We start from the raw sequence: 20,643 nt of genomic DNA on the forward strand, positions 1-20,643 counted from the left end.
CGGACTATGAGCCCGCAGTACCCACGGACGCACCGTTTCGGCGTGCGGCGTTCGGTGTTTCTGACGCAGCTCGTCATGGCCGTGTGCGTCCTCACGCTCGTCGTCATCCTCCTCATCGTCGACATCGATGTCGTCTCCGAGATCTCCTTCTTCCTCGGCGTCACGCTCGTCTTCGCGCTCACGGCGCTCGCGGCGACCATCGACTGGGAGCGCGTGCCGTCGTGGACGATCGGGGTCATCCCCGTTCTCGACATCATCGCCGTGACGCTCATGCGGCTGAACCAGCCCACGATCACGGTCGCGCTCTTCTACGCGTTCCCCGTGATCTGGCTCGCCTCGTACTTCCGCCGGTGGGGAGCCGTGCTCGGCCCGTCCCTTGCAAGCGTGCTCTACATCGTCCTGATCGTCTCCGAGACGTCGAAGTTCTCCGCCGTCGACCTGCCGCGCACTCTCGTGCTGCCGATCACGTTCGCGTTCGTCGCGACGGCGATCTACCAGTCGCGCACGCGCGCGCAGGCGCAGCGCGTCATCCTCGACCGGCAGTCAGGACTTCTCGAGGCCGCCCTCGAGCGCTCCCGGCGCGGCGAGAAGCTCCTCGACGAGGTCCTCAACGCCGTGCGGTTCGGCGTCGTGCGCATGGACGAGAACGGCCGCGCCGTGTTCACGAACGACGCGCACCGGCTGTGGATGCGCTCGCACGACCAGCCGGAGTGGCGCCTCGGCGCCGAGCACCTCTACGCGGCGGACGGCCGCACGCTCATCCCCGAGGAGGAGCGGCCGTTCGCACGCGCCGCTCGCGGGGAGTCCTTCCGCGACGTCGTCGTGTGGATGGGAGACCCGGATGCCGAGGAGCGCCTCGCGTTCGCGATTACGGGCCACCGCCTCGACGGCGCCGACGGGGACGTCTCGGGCTCCGTCGTCGTGTCCCGCGACATCACCACGGAGCTCCAGGCCGTCAAGGCGCGCGACGACCTCATGGCTTCCGTCACACACGAGCTCAAGAACCCGCTCACGTCGGTGACGGGATTCGTCGAGCTCGCAGTCGACGCTCCCGAGCTCTCCGAGACCACGCGCCACCAGCTTGAGGTCGTGCTCAAGAGCAGCGACCGCATGCTCGGGCTCGTCACCGACCTGCTCGAGGCCTCGCGCGCCGCCGCGGTCGGCCTCAAGCTCACGAAGGCCGAGATGGATCTCGCGGACGTCGCTCGCGACGCCGTCGAGGCCGCCCGACCATCGGCGGGAAGCGTCGACGTGCGCTGCGATGTCGTTGAGCCCGCGCTCATGGTCGGCGACGCGTTCCGGCTGCGGCAGGTTCTCGACAACCTCGTCTCGAACGCCATCAAGTACAACAGGCCGCAGGGCTCCGTCGTCGTCCGCATCGCGGAGGACGGCGAGTGTCTCGAGCTGACGGTCACCGACACAGGCCAGGGACTCACAGCCGACGAGGTGGACGCCGTGTTCGCTCGCTACTACCGGGCGCCTTCCGCCGGCAGCGTGGGCGGAACCGGGCTCGGCCTCAACATCAGCCGCGACATCGTGCGGCAGCACGACGGCGACATCACCGTGACGAGCGAGCCCGGCCTGGGATCCACGTTCACCGTGCGGCTTCCGCGCGCGATGGCCCAACTGGAGGAACAGCGATGATCGACACCACGACCGTTCTCGTCATGAGCGGGCTGCTCACGATCGTCTGCACGGTCATCTTCGTCATGAACACGGTGTTCGGCCGGCTCGACGGCGTGGGCATGTACTGGAGCGCCGCTCTCACCTTCGGCATCGTCTCGTCGCTCGCCTTCGCCGTCTACGGCGCCAGCGACGACATCTGGTGGGCGAACGCCGTCGGCAACCCGACGATCGTCGCCGCGATGGGCTGCATCTGGCTCGGCATCCGAACCTTCAACGGACGGCGCAGCCTGGTCTGGGCCGTCTACGCGGTCGCCGCCATCGTCTTCGTCGCGACGCTCGTCGACGCGCCCGCCGACAACGAGTGGGCCGGCGCGCCCGTGTCCTGGATCGGCATCGCCGGCTTCACGCTGCTCGCCGCGGCCGAGTGCTTCACGCGGCGCTTGCGCCACCGCATCAACGGCTACGTCCTCCTCGCCGCGACGGGAATCGAGGCGCTGTTCTACATCGTGCGCCTGATCGTCTTCTACACGGTCGGCGCCGACTCCGAGCTCTTCCTCGTCTGGTTCGGCACCGCTGCGACGACGGGGCTCACGATGCTCCTCGTCGTCGCCGGCACCCTCGCGATCTCGATGCTGCGTATCGAACGCGCGAACGAGATGCTCGAATCCGGCGCGTACGGCGAGATCGGCTTCTCGATCGAGGGCCTGCTCGACTGGTCCCACTTTCTGCGCGGAGGCGCTGATCGCATGAAGCGCGCGGGGGCGCACGGCATGAGCAGCGGCCTCGTGCTCGTCTCGATCGACAGCCTGTCCGAGATCAACACGGCGTTCGGCCGCGAGGTCGGCGACCGCGCCGTGAAGCTGCTCGCGAGCGTGCTGCGCGACACGATGCCGCCCACGTCGATCATCGCCCGCGAGACGGGCGGCAAGTTCGGCGTCGTGACGACGATGGTCGATCCGCTCGAGGCGGAGGCGACGCTCGCGGGCCTGCAGAACGCCCTCGTCGAGCGCGCCGTCGACGCCGACGGCGGGCTGCGGCTCACGATCAGCGTCGGCGTCGCGACGACGTGGGTGGAGGCGCCGGACTGGGACGAGATGTACGCCATCGCGTCAGCCAGGCGGGCCGAGGCCGTCGCGAACGGCGGCAACCTCGTCGTCGACGGCAGAGTCTAAGTACCTCGGTGCTGGGGATCGGGTCGCGGCGAATACTGCAACGAGCCCGCGGCGACTGTTCTGCGCGAATCTTGCGCATTTCCGGCGCTCTCCCGACGGGATGCTTGAGGTCGATGCGTCATGCTGGAGCGCAACCGATCCCGGCGGATCCCCCTTAGGGAATCGGTAGCCACCAGAGGAAGGAACGCGGATCCCTCGACAATGATCCCTCAGGCCCTGCGAACCGGCTCTGCGACGGACAGCGTTGCCCCGAAGAACGCCGTCGTCCACGCTCGCGCGAGCGCACTCCCTAACGCTCGCGCGACCGTGGGGTGCATCCTCACGGTGTCGGACGCCGAGGCCACGATCGCGAGCATCCTCGAAACCATCACGACCCAGTTCCGGGTTCCCGACGTCATCCACGTGATCGTCACGGGCTCCACCGACGGGACGGCGCGCATCGCCGAAGCGTTCGCGGGAAGCCACATCTCCGGCGGCGGCCGCTACGAGCTGTTCGTGCACGAGCTCGCCGCCGACGACGCGGTCGATCCCGTCGAGTACGGGCGGATGCTGGTGGAGGCGTGCGAGGTCGTCGCCGAGATCCACGACAACCGACTGGCGCCGCTCGCGCCAGAAGGGGCCTACCGCGCGGCGGTGAGCCGGTAGCCGACGCCGCGCACGGTCTCGATGAAGCGCGGCTCGCTCGTGGAGTCGCCGAGCTTGCGGCGCAGGTTGCCCAGGTGCACTTCGACGCTGCGGCGATCGGCGTCGCTCACGTACTCCGTCGTGATGTAGCCGTCGCCGCGCAGCACGAGCGCGAGATCGGCCTTGCTGCGCACACGGCGCCCCGACTCCATGAGCGCGGCGAGCAGGTCGAACTCCGACCGGGTGAGGTCGATGTCGGCGCCGTCGATGGCGCTCGTGCGCATGTCCGCATCGACGCTGAGCCCGTTGTGCTGGTAGCTGCGGGTCGCGACGTGGGTCTGTTGCGGGACGGGCGCCGTGGCGACGGCGACGAGCGCGCCTTCGGAGGCGGGTGCTCCCGCGGGAACGAGAGCGGGCTCGGTGATCGTGCGCGGCCGGCGCAGCAGCGCCTCGATGCGGGCGCGCAGCACGCGGGGCCGGAACGGCTTCGTGATGTAGTCGTCGGCGCCCGCGCCGAGGCCCTGCACCGTGTCGATCTCGTCATCGTGCGCCGTGAGCATGACGATGTAGGTCGAGCTGAACTCCCGGATCATGCGCGCGGCGGCGAAGCCGTCGATGCCCGGCAGCCCGACGTCGAGCGTCGTGACGACGGGGGAGTGCTCGCGGACGGCCTCCACGCCTTCCGCCCCCGTCGTCGCGATGACGGTCGTGAATCCGGCCTGGGTCAGGATCGCGTCGAGCAGCGCGCTGATGTCGTCGTCGTCCTCGATGATGACGGCGACGTTCGCCGCCGAGCGCTCGGTCATTCGATCCCCTCTGAACCAAGTGGATTTCAGGGTATCGGGCGGAATCCTCAGAGCACTATGGTTACCCCCGCACATTGGGGGTGAGTGGGACGTCTCGCGCGTGCGTTCCGCCAAGCGGCGGCCGTCCCGAAGCGGCCTCCGACCGGCCATAGACTAGAGGCCATGACGTCTTCTGAGCCGGTGGATGTCGCCCTCATCGGGGGCGGCATCATGAGCGCAACCCTCGCCTCTCTCATCTCGCAACTCGAACCCAGCTGGAAGATCCGCATCTTCGAGCGCCTCGGCGAGGTCGCGCAGGAGTCGTCGAATCCGTGGAACAACGCCGGCACCGGCCACTCCGCGCTGTGCGAGCTCAACTACATGCCGAAGTCGAAAGACGGCTCGCTCGACGCGACGAAGGCCGTCAGCATCAACGAGCAGTTCCAGGTGAGCCGCCAGTACTGGAGCTACCTCATCGAGAAGGGGCTGCTCGACGAGCCCAGCACCTTCATCAACGGCACTCCGCACATGACGTTCGTGCGCGGCGAAGACAACGTGCAGTACCTCAAGAACCGCACCGAGCTGCTGAAGAAGCAGCCGCTGTTCGAGGGCATCGAGTTCAGCGACGACCCGAAGAAGATCAACGAGTGGGCGCCGCTGCTCATGCAGAAGCGCCGCAAGAAGGATCTGCCGTTCGCGGCCACCTACCAGGCAGCGGGAACCGACGTCGACTTCGGCTCGCTCACCCGCCAGCTCTTCGACGCCGCCACCAAGAGCGGCGCGACCCTCGGCCTTAACGAAGAGGTGCGCGACCTCAAACAGCTCGCCGACGGCACGTGGCTCATCCGCTACCGCGAGAAGGTCGGCCAGACCCCCGGGCAGCTGCGCGCCCGCTTCGTCTTCGTCGGCGCGGGCGGCTGGGCGCTCAAGCTGCTGCAGAAGTCCGGCATCCCCGAGATCAAGGGCTACGGCGTCTTCCCCATCTCGGGCCAGTTCCTGCGCACCGACAACCCCAAGGTCGTCGCGCAGCACCAGGCGAAGGTCTACAGCCAGGCCGCGGTCGGCGCCCCGCCCATGTCGGTGCCGCACCTCGACACGCGCGTTGTCGACGGGCAGGCGAGCCTGCTGTTCGGCCCCTACGCCGGATTCAGCCCCAAGTTCCTCAAGAAGGGGCACTGGTGGGACATCATCACCCAGGTGCGCCCGTCGAACCTGATCCACATGCTCGCCGTGGCGAAGGACAATCCCGACCTCATCCTGTACCTGCTGCGCGAGCTCATGGCGAGCAAGCACAAGAAGTTCGAGTCGCTGCGGGAGTTCATGCCCACCGCGAACCCGAAGGACTGGTACCTCATCACCGCCGGCCAGCGGGCGCAGGTGATGAAGAAGGATGCAAAGAAGGGCGGCGTTCTGCAGTTCGGCACCGAGGTCATCTCGAGCGAGGACGGCTCGATCTCGGGGCTGCTCGGCGCCTCGCCGGGCGCGTCGACGGCGGTGCCGATCATGCTGAACATCCTGAAGCGCTGCTTCCCCGCCAAGCAGGGGGAGTGGGAGCCCAAGCTCAAGCAGATGATCCCGACCTACGGCGAGACGCTCAACGACAAGCCCGAGCTCGCGGACGACGTGCTGGACGAGACGGCGGAGGCCCTGAGCATCCACCGGTAGGTGTGGGACGGATGCCGCGCGTCAGCGCTCGACGGGAACGAGCGTGACGTCTCGCAGCTGCCCCTCGTCGATGACGGCGGTCATGAACGTGCACACGGGCTGACGGCGCCGATCCGTCGGTGATCCCGGATTGAGTAGTCGGATGCCGCCCGGCGTCGTCGTGTCCCACGGAATGTGACTATGCCGAGCACCGCCATAAGCGCGCCTTTGATGGCCAAACTCTGTGGGCTTGCTCTGGAGGCGGTCAAGTAACGTTTTGATTAACCGTTTGACCACGTCGCTTTCGGCTGTTACTGTCGTGCTCAACCGATTAACCAAAGCGAAGGTGACGATGATTCAGCGAGGGTTCTACAAGCCGCAGGGCGCATGGGTCGGGGACGTTGTGCCCTGGCAAGAGGAGGGTGTCTTCCACCTCTTCTACCTGCACGAGACCCGTCACGAACCGAAAGACGGCATGCCGTGGCACCGCGTCGTCACCACGGACCTTGTTAACTTCGACGAGCTCGGTGAAGCTATCCCCTCGGCGGGGCCTGATGCTCCGGACTTCAACATCTACACGGGCAGCGTCGTACGAGACGCAGCGGGAACACACCACGCCTTCTACACGGGGCAGAACCCCGACCGCACGGGCGCGGACGGACGGCCGCTGCAGCTCATTCTCCATGCCACGAGCAGCGATGGTATGCGCACGTGGGAACGCCATCCCTCAGAGACGTTCGGTGCAACGGCCGGCTACGAGACCGGCGACTGGCGCGATCCATTCGTCTTCCGCGACGATGAGGCCGGTCTCTGGCGGATGCTCATCACCGCTCGTCACACCAGCGGCCCCGAGCGTCGACGCGGCGTTATCGCGCAGTGCGTGTCGACAGATTTGACGACGTGGGAGCCGGCTGAGCCGTTTTGGGACCCCCGACGCTACATCGCCCAGGAATGCCCCGAGGTATTCGAATGGAACGGCTGGTGGTACCTCGTTTATTCGGAGTTCAGCGACGCCTTCACCACCCGTTACCGGATGTCGCGCAGTCTCCACGGTCCGTGGATCAGGCCGGAGCACGACACCCTCGACGGTCGTGCCTACTACGCGGCCAAGTCGGCCGCCCGGGACGGACGCCGTTTCTTCTTCGGCTGGATCGCCTCGCGCGAGGACTCTACTGATGACGGCGCCTGGCAGTGGGCAGGAACCATGTCAGTGCTCGAGGCCACCCAGCGCGCCGACGGCACACTCGCGTTCCACCCGACCGCCGAGCTGCGCGAGAGCTTTGACACTACGGCGACGGCGCTCCCTGCCGACACTGTTCTGAGCGCTCCAGACGGATACGCGGACATCGTGACAACGACGGATGCCGCCGACGAGGTCCGACTCGTGGCCCGATTCGATGTGGCTGAGCGGACGGCCGAGTGCGGCGTGCTCTTCCGGGCGAGCTCAGACGGCGAGACGGGGTACGCCATCCGGCTCGAGCCCGGTCGCGGGCGCCTCCTGTTCGATCGCTGGCCTCGCCGGGTAACGGGCACCGAGCAGTGGCAGATCTCCGGCGACGTGCCGTTCGCCGTCGAACTCGAGCGTCCGTGCACCATCACGCCAGGCGAGCACGTGCTCGAGGTCATCCTCTCGGGCCAGCTCGTCATCGCGACCCTCGACGATGCCACAGTCTTGAGCACCCGCGTCTACGACCACACGACGGGTCGCCTCGGCGCCTTCGTCGGTGATGGATCCGTCACGATCCGGGAGTTCATCGCCCATACCCGCGCCAAGCGCACCGACCCGATGACGCCGCAGGACGACGTCCTCGCTATTGCTTACTGACCGCAATACACCGAAATCCACCCACCCCCAACACATCAACGGAGATTCTGACAATGCCGAATAGGACAAAGCGAGGCGCGACCATCCTCGCCGCTCTCGCCGCCGCATCCCTCGCCCTGACAGCCTGCTCGGGCGCCGGCGCCACCGACCCGACGGCCGTCGATCCTAGCGGGGATATCGTCCCCCGCGAGATTTCCTGGCTGCTCTCGCGACCGGCTGACGGTGGCGTGATCCAGGCGATGAAGCAGATCGCGGACGAGTACGCCGAGGACCATCCAGGCTTCTCACTCAACCTCATCACCACGCCCGACCGCCCGTCGTATATTCAGAAGTACGAGACTCTCGCAGCGGCGAATAAGCTGCCTGAGCTGTTTGACACAGACGCCACACCGTTTGCCCAAAAACTCGCGAAACAGGGGCGGATGATCGACGTCGGCGCGCTTCTCGACGATCTCGATCTCACTGACCAGTACCGCGAGGCGGCACTCAACTACCAGCGATTCCCCGACGGCTCCCTCTACATGGTCCCCTTCGAATACTCGAGCGAGTACTTCTGGTACAACAAGGACCTGTTCTCACAAGCGGGAATCGACATTCCCTCTTCCCTCGACGACTTCCCAGCGATGTGCGAATCGCTCCGCGCCAAGGGCATCACGCCGATCGCCCTCGACGGGCAGGACCAGTGGCCACTGGAACGGTACATGGCGTACTACCCGTTCCGGAAAGCCGGCGCCGACTACGTTAGCGACCTCGCGAACGGTGAGGCGAAGTTCGCCGACGAGGCCGGACAGGAAGCCGCGAAGTGGCTGTACGACCTGGGACAGGCCGGTTGCTTCCAGGAGGGTTTCTCATCTACGGGCTACGCCGACGCCCAAGCGCTCTTCACTTCCGGTAAGGCCGCCGTCTACAACATCGGCACATGGGAACTCTCGAACCTGGCGACAGATGCGCTCGACGAGGGCGTCCGGGACTCGGTCGACTTCTTCACGCTTCCGACGATCGAGGGATCAGTCACGGACGCCGACGAATTCGTGACGACTTCCGGCATTGGTATGGCGGTCAACGCCAAGACATACGACCCTCTCGTCCGTGACTTCTTAGGCTTCGCTCTCAAGCACTACCCTGAGATCTACGCGGCAAGCGGCGCGATGGCCCCGACCACATCCGTGAAGACTACGATTCCCGAGGGTGCGACTGACTTGTACTCGAAGGCGGTCGAGCAGGCCGACAACGTCGGCAAAAAGATCGCTGTGCCGTGGGACACGCAGCTCGACCCGGCGACGAATACTCGTCTCCAGCAGGAGTTGACGCTTCTCGTGCAGGGCAACGTCACCCCGGACGAGTTCGTCAAGACTATGGACTCGGCTCTGGCAGAGAATCTCGATGACTGACACGCTCACGCGCAGAGAGAAGGCGGTTCGCACCGGTCGACAGCGAGGGACGCTGATGTCGGTGTCCATGCTGCCGCGGCGATCCGCCCTCTCCGTCGCGGTCTTCCTCGTCCCACCGCTCCTGCTGTACGGCATCGCCGTGCTCTTGCCCATCGGCCAGTCGCTCGCCCTGAGCTTCTTCCGCTGGGATGGCATCAGCGACATGCGATTCGTCGGGCTCGACAACTACCTGAAGATGCTGACGCGCGATGACGTATTCTGGACGGCTTTCGGCAACGCGATCGGCTATCTCGTGATCTGCCTCGTGCTGCAGCTTGGCGGAGCGCTCGTCGTGGCGAGCCTGCTCACCGCCATCCCGAAGGCGCGCGAGCTGGTCAAGACCATTTACCTTTTGCCCGCCGTGATCTCGACCGTCGCGATAGCCCTGCTCTTCCAGCGGCTCTACTCGCTCGAGCCTGTTGGACTGATCAATCAGCTTCTCGCTTGGGTTGGGCTCGAGCACTTGCAAACGGCCTGGCTCTCGAACGTGCAGACTGTGCTCGCCGCCGTATCGATCCCCGAGGGGTGGCGCTTCACGGGCCTCTACATGCTCATCATCTATGCGGCGCTCATCGCCGTGCCGCGCGAGCTTGAGGAAGCCGCCCGGCTCGATGGGGCTTCGTGGTGGCAGGTGTTCTGGCGCATCCGATTCCCGTACATCCGCCCGGTCTGGATCACCACGACGATCATGGCCACGACATACGCGCTGCGCGGCTTCGACATCCCATACCTGCTCACAAACGGCGGTCCTGGGCAGTCCTCCGAGCTGCTGACCACGTACATGTACAAGACCGCGTTCGCGCACACCGACTACGGCTACGCAAGCGCGATCTCGGTCTTCATAGTGTTTGAGTGTCTCGTTGCCGTTGGCCTCATCCTTCTGCTCCTGCGTCGAAGGGACGACAAGTGACCACCGTGCTCACCCCGGCCTCGTCATCCGCCCCGCCCACACCGCCGCGCGGTAAGCAGCGCAAACCGGCCCGCTCGCCGCGGCTGCGTGCGCAACGCACGTTGCTCAGCGTGACGATCGTCGCGATCGTGATCGTGCAGGTGTATCCGCTGCTCTGGCTTATCCTGACGAGCTTCCGCACCGCTGCGGACTTCGCTGGCGGCAATCCCTTTGCGCTTCCCTCATCGTTTACGCTCGAGAACTACGAACGAGCGTTCTCGGCAGGCAATCTCTGGCTCAACATTGCAAATAGCTTGATCGTCACGCTCGGGGCGAGCGTGCTCATCGTCGTGGCCGGAATGATGGGAGCCTACGCGCTGCAGGTGCTGGGATTCCGGTTCAGCTCGCTCGTGCGCGTGCTGTTCCTGCTCGGGATCATCGTTCCGGTGCAGATCTCGCTCGTGCCCCTGTTCATCGACTACTCGCAGGTCGGGCTGCTTGACACGCACTTGTCGATGATCATTCCGCTCGCCGCGTTCGCCCTTCCGATGGCGATCTACCTGTTCTCGTCGTTCTACGAGTACATTCCACGAGAGACGTATGAGGCGGCATCGCTCGACGGAGCCGGCCCGTACCGCATATTCACGCAGATCACGTTCCCGCTGTCCACGAACACGATCATCACCGTCGTACTCGTCAACAGCATCTTCATCTGGAACGACTTCATCTTCGGGAACACTTTCGTGCTCTCCGACGGGTTGAAGACCATCCCGCTCGGTTTGCAGAACTACATTGGGGCGATGGGGAACACCGACTGGACGGCGACATTCGCAGCCGTCTGCGTGACGATCACTCCGTTGCTTCTGGTATTCCTCGCCCTGAACAAAGCGATGATCCAGGGACTCGAGAGCGGAGCGACCAAGGGATGAGCACGCCGGACCACGGGAAAAGCGGTCAGCCTGTCACGATGCGCGACGTCGCGAAAGCGGCAGGTGTGTCGGTCGCGACGGTCTCGCACGTCGTCAACGACAAGCCAGGAGCGCGAATCGGTGACGAGGCGCGTCGCCGCGTGCAGGAGGTTGTCGCGGAGCTGGGGTACCGACCGAACGCGCTCGCCAAGACGCTCTCGCGGGGATCTTCGCGCTTCATTGGCCTCGTGGCAGACGCGATCGCCACCACCCCCTTCGCTGGCCAGATCATCCACGGGGCCCAGGACGAAGCTTGGAAGCATGGCTTCGTGCTGCTCGTCGCCAACACCGAGGGAAACGCCGAGGTGGAGGATGATGCGATCGCGATGATGCTGGAGCACCAGGTGCGCGGCATCCTCTATTCCACGTGGTATCACCATGAGATCACCGTGCCCGAGGCGCTTCGTCAGACGGATGCCGTTCTCGTGGACTGCTTTGCCTCAGGAAGCGGCCTTCCGGCCATCGTCCCCGACGAGGAGCGGGGCGGCCGAACCGCGACAGAGGAGCTCATTGCGGCTGGGCATCGACGCATCGCGTTCCTCAACACGATCACGCCTTCACCAGCCCAGACTGGTCGTCTTGCCGGGTACCGGGCGGCTCTCGAGGCGGCGCAGATCCCGTCCGACGATTCCCTTGTCTTCCTCGCCGAACCGCAGCAGGAAGGAGGGTACGCGGCGACTGCCGACGTGCTCGCCTCAGGCGCGACCGCCGTGTTCTGCCACAACGACCGCGTCGCGATGGGCTTGTACGACGGGCTGCGCGAGAACGGATTGCGTATCCCCGATGATGTTGCCGTCATCGGCTTCGACAATCAGGACGTCATCGCAGCGCACCTTCGACCGCCGCTCTCCACTGTCGCGCTGCCGCACTACGAACTCGGGGCAGCGGGAGTTCGCATGCTGCTGGGGCTCGAGATCCCTGTTGAAACATTGCGTGTCGAGTGTCCGCCCATACTCCGGCACTCGGTCTGAGGAGCAGAGCATGACCGAAACGATCTTGCCCGAGAGAACTGTGCCCGCATCGTCAGTGATGCCGCGGCCGAAATTCCATCTCACTCCGCGTCGCAACTGGATGAACGACCCAAACGGCCTCGTCTATCACGATGGTCTCTGGCACGCGTACTTCCAATTCAACCCTGAGGGGGCGGACTGGGGAAACATGAGCTGGGGACACGCGACGAGCCCCGACCTGTTGCGCTGGACGGAGCACCCGGTGGCGCTGCAGTGTCGGGACGGTGAGCAGATCTTCTCGGGCTCAGTAGTGGTAGGCCGGCAGCCGGGCGCTGAGCAGCTTACCGCGTTCTATACGAGCGCGTACGACAGCGGCCGTCAGGCGCAGTCGCGAGCGACCAGCACCGACGGCGGCTACGTGTGGGAGTTCCATGCGAGCAACCCTGTGCTCGACCGCGGAACGACCGACTTCCGGGATCCGAAGGTATTCCAATACATCGACGACTCAGGCGACGCTCACTGGGTGCTCGTGGCTGTTGAGGCCGCTGATCGGCAAGTACTGGTCTATGTATCCACCGATCTATGCGAGTGGGAACACGCCAGCACTTTCGGCCCCCTCGACGCCGGTATGGACGACGCCGAGAACATCGTCTGGGAATGTCCAGATCTCATTCGGCTCTGCGTGGATGGTGACCCGGACGACATGCGCTGGGTGCTGCTGCTTAGCACCAACCCCGTGGGTGAGGAGGCCGACCCCGTGGGGTCCTCGATGAGCTATATCGTCGGCCAATTCGATGGGCGGACGTTTACTCCCGAGGTCGACTTCCTCACACGACTCGACTGCGGCCGGGACTTCTATGCCGGAGTTACCTTCGACAACGCACCAGACCGCGATGCAATCATGCTCGGCTGGATGAGCAACTGGCGCTATGCCACCGTCGTTCCTACTACCCCATGGAGAGGTGCCATGTCGCTCCCGCGTCGATTGTCGTTGCGCGCGATCGGCGGAGACGTCCGCCTTGCGCAGGAGCCGTACGGGTTCGTACCTACATGGTTGGCGGCGGCGACACCGGTGACCGTACTCGGCGGGGAGGGACCGCTCGAGCTGCCGTCGAGCAGCAATGCCGTATTCGAACTGCAGTGGGATCCAAGCTCCACGGGCTCGCTGCGCCTGCAATTCCAAGGCGAGGGGCACGGGAACGTTTCGGTTTTATACGACGTCGAGAAGAGCGAACTTCGGGTGACGCGGGCGGGACCGGACTCCGAGAGGATTCACCCCGATTTCCCCTCCGTGAGTACGGTCCCACTCAGCGCTGAGGGACCGGCGAAACTGCTTGCGAGCCTTGATGGGCCGCTGCTTGAGGTGTTCGTAAATGACGGCTTGGCGGCCGTGTCAAACTTGGTTCCGCTCGGCACCGGCCCGGTCAGGACAACCGTCGATAGCGACGCACGAGGGCCGATCACGGTCAAGGCCGTGGACGCCCGTGCTGTAGACAAGGTCGGTGAACTCGGCTGAGTCCAGTTTCGTCACCTGACTCTTCGCCAAGTACCACGCGCTGGAGTCGCCCTCTTCGCTTTTATACCCGCTACCAGGACGGAGCCAGGACATGGACGCTGTTTCTGAACTTGATGATCTCTCCAGCCCCGATGTCCTCATTGTCGGCGAGGCCCTGGTCGACATCGTGCATCGCGCCGACGGATCGGTCGATGAGAAGCCGGGTGGGAGCCCGGCAAACGTCGCGCTGACGCTCGGGCGTTTGGAACGTCACCCGCGTCTTCTGACGTCGTTCGGTCGGGACGCGCCTGGGAATGCCCTTCGCGCCTGGCTCGATACCTCGCGTGTGCGCGTGCATGGTGCGCCGTCCGAGTTCACGTCGACCGCGGTAGCGCACGTAGGCGCCGATGGGTCGGCAACATACAGCTTCTCGATCGCGTGGGATGTAGACGCCGACTCTGAATCAGATGCCGACGTGCTGCACGTCGGATCCATCGCCGCTGTGCTCGAGCCGGGGGCGTCGGCGGTGTCGGACTTCGTGGATCGTCATAGGGGCCGCGGGCTGGTGAGCTATGACCCGAACGTTCGTCCGCGGCTTATGAAGAATGAAGGCGATGTTCGCGCGCGCATGCTGGGTCTCATCGAGCGAGCTGACGTGGTCAAAGCGAGCGACGAGGACCTTGAGTGGCTGCACCCGGGCGAGCCGATCGCGGACGTCGCGAGGCAATGGGTCCGCTCGGGTCCGCTGCTTGTCGTAGTAACGCGCGGCGGCCGAGGAGCGCTCGCCGTGACGAACGAGCTGGAGATCGACGTGCCGGGTGTTCCCGTCGAGGTGGTGGACACCGTGGGTGCCGGCGACACGTTCATGGGTGCGCTGATCGACGGATTACTCACTGAAGGCGTTTTCGGGTCCAATGCGCGTTCGGCACTCCAAACGCTAGAGAAGCGCCGACTCAGTACGCTCCTGAGTCGAGCGGCAAAAGCAGCGGCGGTCACTGTGTCGCGACCCGGTGCTGATCCACCGACGCTGGCCGAGTTGGACGCTACCGATTGAGTCTTGCTATGACCCGTGTGCCCGGCGGAGTGGCTGAGCATCCATGAGCCGGCGTAACCTGCACCGGGCGCGATGACATCCCGGCGCGGATCTAGTGTGGAACGCCATGTCCATCACGCTCGAAGGCCGCACCCGCACTCGTCACTGGTTCAACGCACGGCTTTGCCATCGCGCGCGAGCTCACCGAAGCGGGGGCGCGCGTTGTCGTCAACGGCCGCGCGGAACAATCGGTGGCATCAGCGATCAGGAAGCTTTGCGCCGACCGCCCGAACGCCGACCTTCTCGCAGAACCAGGTGACGTGACCGACGCCGATGCTGCACAGGCGATCATCGACGACCTCGGTGCCGTCGACATCCTTGTCAACAACCTCGGCATCTTCGACGCGACTCCTGCCCTCGAGATGAAGGATGTTGAGTGGCGATGCTACTTCGACGCTAACGTGCTCTCTGCCGCGCGCCTCACCCGCCTCGTACTTCCTGACATGATGAAGCGCAGTGGGGAACGAGTGCTCAACGTCACGAGCGACTCCGCCGTGGTCATCCCGCAGGACATGATCCACTACGGCGTATCGAAGACCGCGGTCCTCGCACTTTCCCGCGGGCACGCGAAAGAAGCCGCCGGCACTGGCGTCACTGTCAACTCCGTGATCGCCGGCCCCGCACACACCGGCGACGTCGAGGACTTCGTCTACGAACTTGTCGATCCGAATCTTCCGTGAGACGAGGCCCAGCGCGAGTTCATGCGCTTGCACCGGCCGCAGTCCCTTCTGCAGCGGCTCATCGAGCCGGAAGAGACCGCAAACATGTTCGTCTACCTCAGCTCGCCGTTCGCATCCGCGACCACCGGGGGAGCAGTCCACGTCGACGGCGGCTACGTCGACGCCATCCTGCCGTAGGGCTCAGCGGTCCACCGGCACGAGCGTCACGTCCCGCAGCTGCCCGTCGTCGATGACGGCGGTCATGAACGTGCACACGGGCTGACGGCGCCGATCCGTCGGCGAGCCTGGATTGAGCAGACGGATGCCGCCGGGCGTCGTCGTGTCCCACGGAATGTGACTGTGCCCGAACACGAGCACGTCTGTGTCCGGGAACGCGGCGTCCATGCGGCTCTCCCGGCCCTGCGCGGCGCCCGTCTCGTGGATCACGGCGAAGCGGAGGCCGTCGAGCTCCGCTCGCGCGATCTCGGGGAGACGGACATGGAGGTTGTCGCCGTCGTTGTTGCCGTACACCGCGATGAGGCGCTTCGAACGCGCTTCGAACTCGTCAAGCGTCGCCTCGTCCACCCAGTCGCCCGCGTGGATGACGACGTCGGCCGCCTCGATCGCGTCCCAAACCTGCGGCGCGAGCGCTTTCGCGCGCTTCGGGAGGTGGGTGTCGGAGATGAGCACGAGAGAAGTGGCCATGCAGTTATTCAACACGCCATGTCAAGTGTGGCATTGCCCCGGCTTGAAACCGGCGGCAGCGAGCGTGTCCAGTGTCTCCTGGTTGATCTGCAGCGGGAGCACGCCCGGGGAAGGCTGAGCGGGAACATCGATGACACTCGTGGAGTCCGGCCAGGCCCGGAGAAGGTCCGCCAGTGACGTGTCACGGTCCGTCGTGATGTGGTTCGTAACGGCCAGCGCCAAGTTCTGGGTTGCGAGCGGATCGATGAGCTGCGATTTCGCCGTGCTCATCGTCGCGGCGAACACTCTTCCCGCCCACTCGGTTCGCGCAGTCGAGCCGGCATTTACGGACGACTCTCTCCAGTCCCCATCGATCTCCTGGATCGGGTGGCGGGATCGAACAAGTGCGAGGGCAGTTTTTCCGTCGAGAACGTGCGGACCAGCGTGGGGGAGATCGAGCCCGGCCTTGGCGTCCTTGAGGGGGTGCTCGATGTTCACCTCGACGCCGCCGACGGCGTCGACGATCGATGCGAAGCCGGCCATCGTCACGATGATCAGATGCGACACGTTCACGCCGAGTGAGTCGCAGAGGCTGCTTACGAATTCATCCGGTCCATTTCGCCAGCTCAGGGCGAGCCGCTCGAGCCCCTGCGTTTCCGTGTTGTAGGCGACGAGATCACGGGGGAGCGAGAGAACACTGGTTTTGCCCTCCGCTTTATGGACGACGAGGATGACATCTGCGCGCTGTCCAGGGGTGTCCGCCGTGGTGCCATAGACATTGCGGCCATCAGGAAGATCATCTCGGGAGTCGGATCCGATGATGACCCAGGTCTCGCCGGGGCCGGACGAGAGTGGGAAGTCTGAACGGTCGATGCGGGCATTGAGCACAAGATAGTCGACCGGAATGGTGACGCATATGGCGAGCAACAACGCAAGAAGTGCGGCACCCGCCGCGACAAATATCTTGCGATGTCGGCCAGGCTTCGCCGCGTGTGCGGGGGTCATCACTGTCCGGTGTTCGGCGTTCCGCCTCGCAACTGCAATACGGCGACGACGTTCTGGGTAGAGTAGCCGCCGTTCACGGTCTTGGCTCCCGGCCCGTGATAGCAGCTGATGAGAAGCAGTCGGCCCGGAACCTGGTCGATCGCCTCGGGCGTTGACGTGTAGTCGCCCTTCTCAGGTTTCACGATTCGCTCGACGTCGTAGGTGAGCACGCCGGCGGATGTCGTGACGAGCGCCGAGTCGCCGGACTTCAGTTTGTACAGGGAATTGAAGACGGTTCCCGGCACGCTCGAGCTGTGACCGAAGAGATAGACCGTGCCGTCAGTCTCGGTTCCGGGCTCTGCGCCAAACGCGATGCCGCCTACGGCAGCCTTCTGCCACGAAACGGAGGTTCCATCTGGTGGATCGATACAGGTGATGACACCGTCGTCGATACAGCTCCGCCCCGTTACGCCGTCACTGCCGGCCTCGGCCTGGGCAACGGTGTACAAACTCACCGGCGCGTCCACGCCGATTGAGGGAATCGTCAGTCGCGTGGGAGCAGAGGCCGCCAACTGGAACGGGGTCGGCTCCGTCGTGGGCACCGTCGGAGTCGTCGTCGGCATCACGGACGGTGCGGCTTCGGCCTCGCCGCTCTGCGTGAGAGCGGCGAGGCCGAAGAGAACTGCCGAGACGAGGACGAGCGCGGTGCCCCCGGCGACGAGCCCTTTAGTGGTTCTGCTGCTCACGGCGGCGACGGGCAAACTGCACGCCCGCGGCTGCGAGGAGGCCGAGGCCCGCGACACCCGCAGCGATACCGGCGATCGCGAAGCCGTTGCTCGGCGTCGTCTGTGCGACGAGGTCGGTAGCGGCCCCGGGCACGCTGCCGCTGATGTCCGACGCGCTCGTGCTCACGGCGAGCGGGACCGACGTGCTCGTGCCGCTCATCACGCCGATGAGGTAAACGGTGTGGCTCCCTGCCGGGAGCGTCGACGGGATCGCGACGGTACCCGAGACGGAACCGTCGGCTGCCGCGGTCAGCGTGCCAAGCAGAACAGGTGTGGAGTGAGCCCACACCTCAACCGACTCACCGCTGAAGTAGCCCGCGTCGTCCGGCACACTCACGGTCAGAGACTCACCGGGGGTCACCGTCGAGGTGCTGAGCTTGAGCCCTGCATCGCTTTTGGCCTTGGCGAAGAATGAGTCGAGCTGCGTCTTGGAGAATGCAGAGTTCGTGTCGTACCACTTTGAAGAGTCGCCGAGGAAGATGCTCTTCGCGTCATAGCGGAAGCTGCTCGTGTACAGGTCGCAGGTTGCGACGATCGCGAGCGCACCGTCCTGGTACGCGCTCAAGCTGGCGGTGGTGCTCCACGTTCCGTCGGCCTTCGGTGTGACGGTGTCGAGGTGATCGCCCCACTGCCCGCCGGAAACGCCCACGTCGACGGAGACGGGCTTGCCGTTGGCGACACAGCCGGTCCCGCTGACGGTGATGCTGCCGCCCGAAGCGACCCTGGTCGTGGAGACGGTCATCTGCCCGGGCTGCGCCGCCTGAGCAGGAATCGCCGCGCCAAGGATGAGAGCGCCGGCGGCGACGGCCGTCAGACCACCCCCTACGAAGAGTTTGCGCACGTGAATGCCTTTCTGAGAATTGGTCACTTTGAGCAGGAGATCAACACTTCCTGAACGTGCTAACGCTAGTGGTGGTTGGGGCCGCTCGGGCTCGCACTTGAGAAGCGCGAGCGGATGGCGTCCTCTTGGCCCTTCGGGCGTCAGCCGCATGCTGCCGCGGCTCTCTCGGAGTAAACGAGGAGTCGTCATATTGGCGCACCCCTCCTTTTGGGGGCGCGCTCCGCGGGCGAGCGAGCGGCTCGCGGCAACTTTGTCTGAAGCTATGCGTTCGATTTGATTGCGACGCAAATCGCCGTGTGCCCCCCCAAAGGGGGCCAGAAAATGGCGCTCTGCTCAGCGGCTTCACAGTAAGCTTAGTTCTCGTGTTGCGTACCACTGAACCCAAGCCGATGAAGCGTCGCAACTCTCACGGACCCAAAATTTGGCAGTATCTGCTGCTCGGGGTCGTCGCGGCAGCGGCCGTCTCGCTCGTCTTCCTGGCACTCTGACGGCCGCACTCGCCACGTAAGCTGGTTCCGTGGCAAAACTGTACTTCCGCTACGGCGCGATGAACTCCGGCAAGAGCACTTCTCTCCTTCAGGCGGCGTACAACTACGAAGAGCGCGGGCAGCGTGTTCTCCTGGCCAAACCTGCGACTGACACCAAAGGTGATCGAAACATCGAGAGCCGGCTCGGCGTCACCCGCGAGGTGGACTACACCATCGAGCCAGACGACGATACTTACGCGCAGTTCCAGAAAAAGCGCGCGGAAGCCGCGAAGAAGTATCAGCAGGACATTAGCTGTCTGCTTGTTGACGAAGCGCAGTTCCTCACGCGGGACCAGGTTGACGGGATGCTGCGGATTGCACTGCTCGAGGGCATTCCCGTGCTGGCCTATGGCATCCGTACCGACTTCCAGACGCAGGCGTTCCCTGGCAGTCGCCGGCTGCTTGAAGTCGCGCACACGCTCGAAGAACTAAAGACGATCTGCCGTTGCGGGCGGAAGGCCCTCTTTAATGGGCGTCGGGTGGGTGACCAGTTCATTTTCGACGGCAGTCAGGTCGCGATCGACGGTGTGGACGTCGAATACGAGTCGCTGTGCGGAGTGTGTTACCTACAGGAGTCGGGCGGGAAGCTCGGTACGGCTTAACTCGGCCACAATGCACGCCTTCTAGCTACCTATTGCCCTTGTTGTTTGTAGCGGGCTTCGGTGGCGTCTTTCTGCGGTTTCCACCAGTTTTCGTTGTTCTGGTACCAGGTGATGGTGTCTTTGAGGCCGTCTTCGAAGTTGGTGAAGGATGGACGCCAGCCGAGTTCGGTGCGGAGTTTGGTGGAGTCGATGGCGTAGCGGAGGTCGTGGCCGGGCCGGTCGATGACGTGGTCGTAGGCCTCGCGGGGTTGTCCGAGGAGGCTGAGGATGAGTTCGACGACGTCTTTGTTGTTTTTCTCGCCGTCGGCGCCGATGAGGTAGGTTTCGCCGATGCGGCCTTTGTCGAGGATGGTGAGCACGGCGGAGGAGTGGTCGTTGGCGTGGATCCAGTCGCGAACGTTTTCGCCCTTGCCGTAGAGCTTGGGGCGGTGGCCTTGGAGGACGTTGGTGATTTGTCGGGGGATGAATTTCTCGACGTGCTGGTAGGGGCCGTAGTTGTTGGAGCAGTTGCTGATCGTGGCTTGCACTCCGAAGGAGCGCACCCAGGCGCGGACCAGGAGGTCGCTGCCGGCCTTGGTAGAGGAATAGGGGCTAGAGGGGTTGTAGGGGTGTTCTCGGTGAACCGGTTCGGGTCGTCGAGCTGAAGGTCGCCGTAGACCTCGTCGGTGGAGATGTGGTGGAACCGGGTGCTGTGCCGGCGGGCGGCTTCTAGGAGCGTGTAGGTGCCGATGATGTTCGTGTCCAGGAACGGGCGCGGGTCATCGAGGGAGTTGTCGTTGTGGCTCTCGGCAGCGTAGTGCACGATGGCGTCATGGTCGGCGACGAGGGGGTCGACGAGGCCCGGGTCGGCGATGTCGCCGTGGATGAAGGTGTACCGGTCCTCGGGGAGTCCCTGCAGGGAGGCGAGGTTGCCGGCGTAGGTGAGTTTGTCCAGGACGGTGACGTCGTGGGTGGTGTTCTCGAGGACGTAGTGGACAAAGTTGGACCCAATGAACCCGGCACCGCCGGTCACAAGAAGCTTAGACACCATCCCAGCATAGGATGCGGCGTCGTCCCTGTT

The 20,643-nt window shown here is 64.8% G+C and carries 18 protein-coding genes and 3 pseudogenes; 14 read left to right on the forward strand and 7 right to left on the reverse strand.

The window, feature by feature from the left end; genetic code table 11:
- Positions 1–6: 6 nt before the first annotated feature.
- The 3 genes from BLV49_RS10585 (at position 7) to BLV49_RS10595 (ending at position 3,443) form a co-directional block, all read left to right on the forward strand.
- On the forward strand, positions 7–1,644 hold the full coding sequence (locus tag BLV49_RS10585) for a sensor histidine kinase (protein ID WP_091183761.1): 1,638 nt from the start codon (positions 7–9) through the stop codon (positions 1,642–1,644).
- Positions 1,641–2,798 carry a GGDEF domain-containing protein gene (locus BLV49_RS10590; protein ID WP_091183765.1) on the forward strand — a complete coding sequence of 386 codons (1,158 nt, stop codon included), beginning with the start codon at positions 1,641–1,643 and terminating at the stop codon, positions 2,796–2,798. Before BLV49_RS10585 ends, BLV49_RS10590 begins: the two co-directional genes overlap by 4 nt.
- A gap of 201 nt (positions 2,799–2,999) precedes the next feature.
- Positions 3,000–3,443 (forward strand): glycosyltransferase, encoded by a 444-nt coding sequence (locus BLV49_RS10595; protein ID WP_091183768.1) that lies wholly within the window; start codon positions 3,000–3,002, stop codon positions 3,441–3,443.
- Here BLV49_RS10595 and BLV49_RS10600 read toward each other — a convergent pair.
- Positions 3,419–4,228, reverse strand: a complete 810-nt coding sequence (locus tag BLV49_RS10600; RefSeq protein WP_091183770.1) for a response regulator transcription factor — start codon at positions 4,226–4,228, stop codon at positions 3,419–3,421. The two genes, BLV49_RS10595 and BLV49_RS10600, sit on opposite strands and share 25 nt — an antisense overlap.
- Before the next feature lie 162 nt (positions 4,229–4,390).
- Here BLV49_RS10600 and BLV49_RS10605 point away from each other — a divergent pair, with 162 nt between their 5' ends.
- Complete coding sequence (locus BLV49_RS10605; protein ID WP_091183773.1) at positions 4,391–5,872, forward strand: malate:quinone oxidoreductase; 1,482 nt, start codon at positions 4,391–4,393, stop codon at positions 5,870–5,872.
- Between the two features lie 21 nt (positions 5,873–5,893).
- Here BLV49_RS10605 and BLV49_RS17230 read toward each other — a convergent pair.
- Positions 5,894–6,055, reverse strand: a pseudogene (locus BLV49_RS17230) (YfcE family phosphodiesterase); the annotation flags it as partial.
- A gap of 148 nt (positions 6,056–6,203) precedes the next feature.
- Here BLV49_RS17230 and BLV49_RS10615 point away from each other — a divergent pair.
- The 8 genes and pseudogenes from BLV49_RS10615 (at position 6,204) to BLV49_RS10650 (ending at position 15,358) form a co-directional block, all read left to right on the forward strand.
- Positions 6,204–7,676 carry a family 43 glycosylhydrolase gene (locus BLV49_RS10615; protein WP_091183776.1) on the forward strand — a complete coding sequence of 491 codons (1,473 nt, stop codon included), beginning with the start codon at positions 6,204–6,206 and terminating at the stop codon, positions 7,674–7,676.
- A 53-nt stretch (positions 7,677–7,729) separates the two neighbouring features.
- Positions 7,730–9,067, forward strand: coding sequence for an ABC transporter substrate-binding protein (locus tag BLV49_RS10620; protein ID WP_091183781.1), 1,338 nt, complete (start codon positions 7,730–7,732; stop codon positions 9,065–9,067).
- Positions 9,068–9,134: 67 nt separating this feature from the next.
- Positions 9,135–10,016, forward strand: coding sequence for a carbohydrate ABC transporter permease (locus tag BLV49_RS10625; protein ID WP_091187212.1), 882 nt, complete (start codon positions 9,135–9,137; stop codon positions 10,014–10,016).
- Between the two features lie 5 nt (positions 10,017–10,021).
- Positions 10,022–10,924 (forward strand): carbohydrate ABC transporter permease, encoded by a 903-nt coding sequence (locus BLV49_RS10630; RefSeq protein ID WP_091187209.1) that lies wholly within the window; start codon positions 10,022–10,024, stop codon positions 10,922–10,924.
- Complete coding sequence (locus BLV49_RS10635; RefSeq protein ID WP_091183783.1) at positions 10,921–11,934, forward strand: LacI family DNA-binding transcriptional regulator; 1,014 nt, start codon at positions 10,921–10,923, stop codon at positions 11,932–11,934. Before BLV49_RS10630 ends, BLV49_RS10635 begins: the two co-directional genes overlap by 4 nt.
- Before the next feature lie 10 nt (positions 11,935–11,944).
- Complete coding sequence (locus BLV49_RS10640) at positions 11,945–13,429, forward strand: glycoside hydrolase family 32 protein (protein ID WP_091183786.1); 1,485 nt, start codon at positions 11,945–11,947, stop codon at positions 13,427–13,429.
- Between the two features lie 91 nt (positions 13,430–13,520).
- The gene (locus tag BLV49_RS10645; RefSeq protein WP_091183789.1) at positions 13,521–14,462 is read left to right on the forward strand and encodes a carbohydrate kinase family protein; all 942 of its coding nucleotides are present in this window, start codon (positions 13,521–13,523) and stop codon (positions 14,460–14,462) included.
- A gap of 167 nt (positions 14,463–14,629) precedes the next feature.
- Positions 14,630–15,358: pseudogene (locus BLV49_RS10650) on the forward strand (SDR family NAD(P)-dependent oxidoreductase).
- 3 nt (positions 15,359–15,361) lie between these two features.
- Here BLV49_RS10650 and BLV49_RS10655 read toward each other — a convergent pair.
- From BLV49_RS10655 to BLV49_RS10670, 4 genes are read right to left on the reverse strand one after another with little or no spacing between them, the layout of a single operon-like run.
- Positions 15,362–15,865, reverse strand: coding sequence for a metallophosphoesterase family protein (locus BLV49_RS10655; RefSeq protein ID WP_091183795.1), 504 nt, complete (start codon positions 15,863–15,865; stop codon positions 15,362–15,364).
- A gap of 21 nt (positions 15,866–15,886) precedes the next feature.
- Positions 15,887–16,849 carry an LCP family protein gene (locus BLV49_RS10660; protein WP_091183798.1) on the reverse strand — a complete coding sequence of 321 codons (963 nt, stop codon included), beginning with the start codon at positions 16,847–16,849 and terminating at the stop codon, positions 15,887–15,889.
- On the reverse strand, positions 16,849–17,574 hold the full coding sequence (locus BLV49_RS10665; protein ID WP_143034033.1) for a class F sortase: 726 nt from the start codon (positions 17,572–17,574) through the stop codon (positions 16,849–16,851). Before BLV49_RS10665 ends, BLV49_RS10660 begins: the two co-directional genes overlap by 1 nt.
- A complete protein-coding gene (locus BLV49_RS10670; protein ID WP_091183806.1) occupies positions 17,555–18,454 on the reverse strand; it encodes a hypothetical protein in 900 nt (299 codons plus the stop codon). The genes BLV49_RS10665 and BLV49_RS10670 overlap by 20 nt, the downstream gene beginning before the upstream one ends.
- A 362-nt stretch (positions 18,455–18,816) precedes the next feature.
- Between BLV49_RS10670 and BLV49_RS17340 the strand changes: the two genes are divergently transcribed.
- Together BLV49_RS17340 and BLV49_RS10675 are read left to right on the forward strand one after the other, a co-directional pair.
- Positions 18,817–18,942 (forward strand): hypothetical protein, encoded by a 126-nt coding sequence (locus BLV49_RS17340; protein WP_281245329.1) that lies wholly within the window; start codon positions 18,817–18,819, stop codon positions 18,940–18,942.
- A 29-nt stretch (positions 18,943–18,971) separates the two neighbouring features.
- Entirely contained in the window at positions 18,972–19,583 is a 612-nt protein-coding gene (locus BLV49_RS10675; RefSeq protein WP_091183809.1) for a thymidine kinase, read from the forward strand.
- A 29-nt stretch (positions 19,584–19,612) separates the two neighbouring features.
- Here the strand turns inward: BLV49_RS10675 and rfbB are convergent.
- Positions 19,613–20,613: pseudogene (gene rfbB / locus BLV49_RS10680) on the reverse strand (dTDP-glucose 4,6-dehydratase).
- Positions 20,614–20,643 lie beyond the last annotated feature (30 nt).

Source organism: Paramicrobacterium humi, assembly GCF_900105715.1.
In the GTDB taxonomy this organism is placed as follows: Bacteria; Actinomycetota; Actinomycetes; order Actinomycetales; family Microbacteriaceae; genus Paramicrobacterium; species Paramicrobacterium humi.

What these genes read in the sequence shown, in the direction of transcription:
- BLV49_RS10585 (WP_091183761.1), top strand. Translation starts at nt 7, where the DNA reads ATGAGCCCGCAGTACCCACGGACGCACCGTTTCGGCGTGCGGCGTTCG.
- BLV49_RS10645 (WP_091183789.1), top strand. Translation starts at nt 13,521, where the DNA reads ATGGACGCTGTTTCTGAACTTGATGATCTCTCCAGCCCCGATGTCCTC.
- BLV49_RS10605 (WP_091183773.1), top strand. Translation starts at nt 4,391, where the DNA reads ATGACGTCTTCTGAGCCGGTGGATGTCGCCCTCATCGGGGGCGGCATC.
- BLV49_RS10655 (WP_091183795.1), bottom strand. Translation starts at nt 15,865, where the DNA reads ATGGCCACTTCTCTCGTGCTCATCTCCGACACCCACCTCCCGAAGCGC.
- BLV49_RS10595 (WP_091183768.1), top strand. Translation starts at nt 3,000, where the DNA reads ATGATCCCTCAGGCCCTGCGAACCGGCTCTGCGACGGACAGCGTTGCC.
- BLV49_RS10615 (WP_091183776.1), top strand. Translation starts at nt 6,204, where the DNA reads ATGATTCAGCGAGGGTTCTACAAGCCGCAGGGCGCATGGGTCGGGGAC.
- BLV49_RS10635 (WP_091183783.1), top strand. Translation starts at nt 10,921, where the DNA reads ATGAGCACGCCGGACCACGGGAAAAGCGGTCAGCCTGTCACGATGCGC.
- BLV49_RS10600 (WP_091183770.1), bottom strand. Translation starts at nt 4,228, where the DNA reads ATGACCGAGCGCTCGGCGGCGAACGTCGCCGTCATCATCGAGGACGAC.
- BLV49_RS10620 (WP_091183781.1), top strand. Translation starts at nt 7,730, where the DNA reads ATGCCGAATAGGACAAAGCGAGGCGCGACCATCCTCGCCGCTCTCGCC.
- BLV49_RS10640 (WP_091183786.1), top strand. Translation starts at nt 11,945, where the DNA reads ATGACCGAAACGATCTTGCCCGAGAGAACTGTGCCCGCATCGTCAGTG.
- BLV49_RS10625 (WP_091187212.1), top strand. Translation starts at nt 9,135, where the DNA reads ATGCTGCCGCGGCGATCCGCCCTCTCCGTCGCGGTCTTCCTCGTCCCA.
- BLV49_RS10590 (WP_091183765.1), top strand. Translation starts at nt 1,641, where the DNA reads ATGATCGACACCACGACCGTTCTCGTCATGAGCGGGCTGCTCACGATC.
- BLV49_RS10660 (WP_091183798.1), bottom strand. Translation starts at nt 16,849, where the DNA reads ATGACCCCCGCACACGCGGCGAAGCCTGGCCGACATCGCAAGATATTT.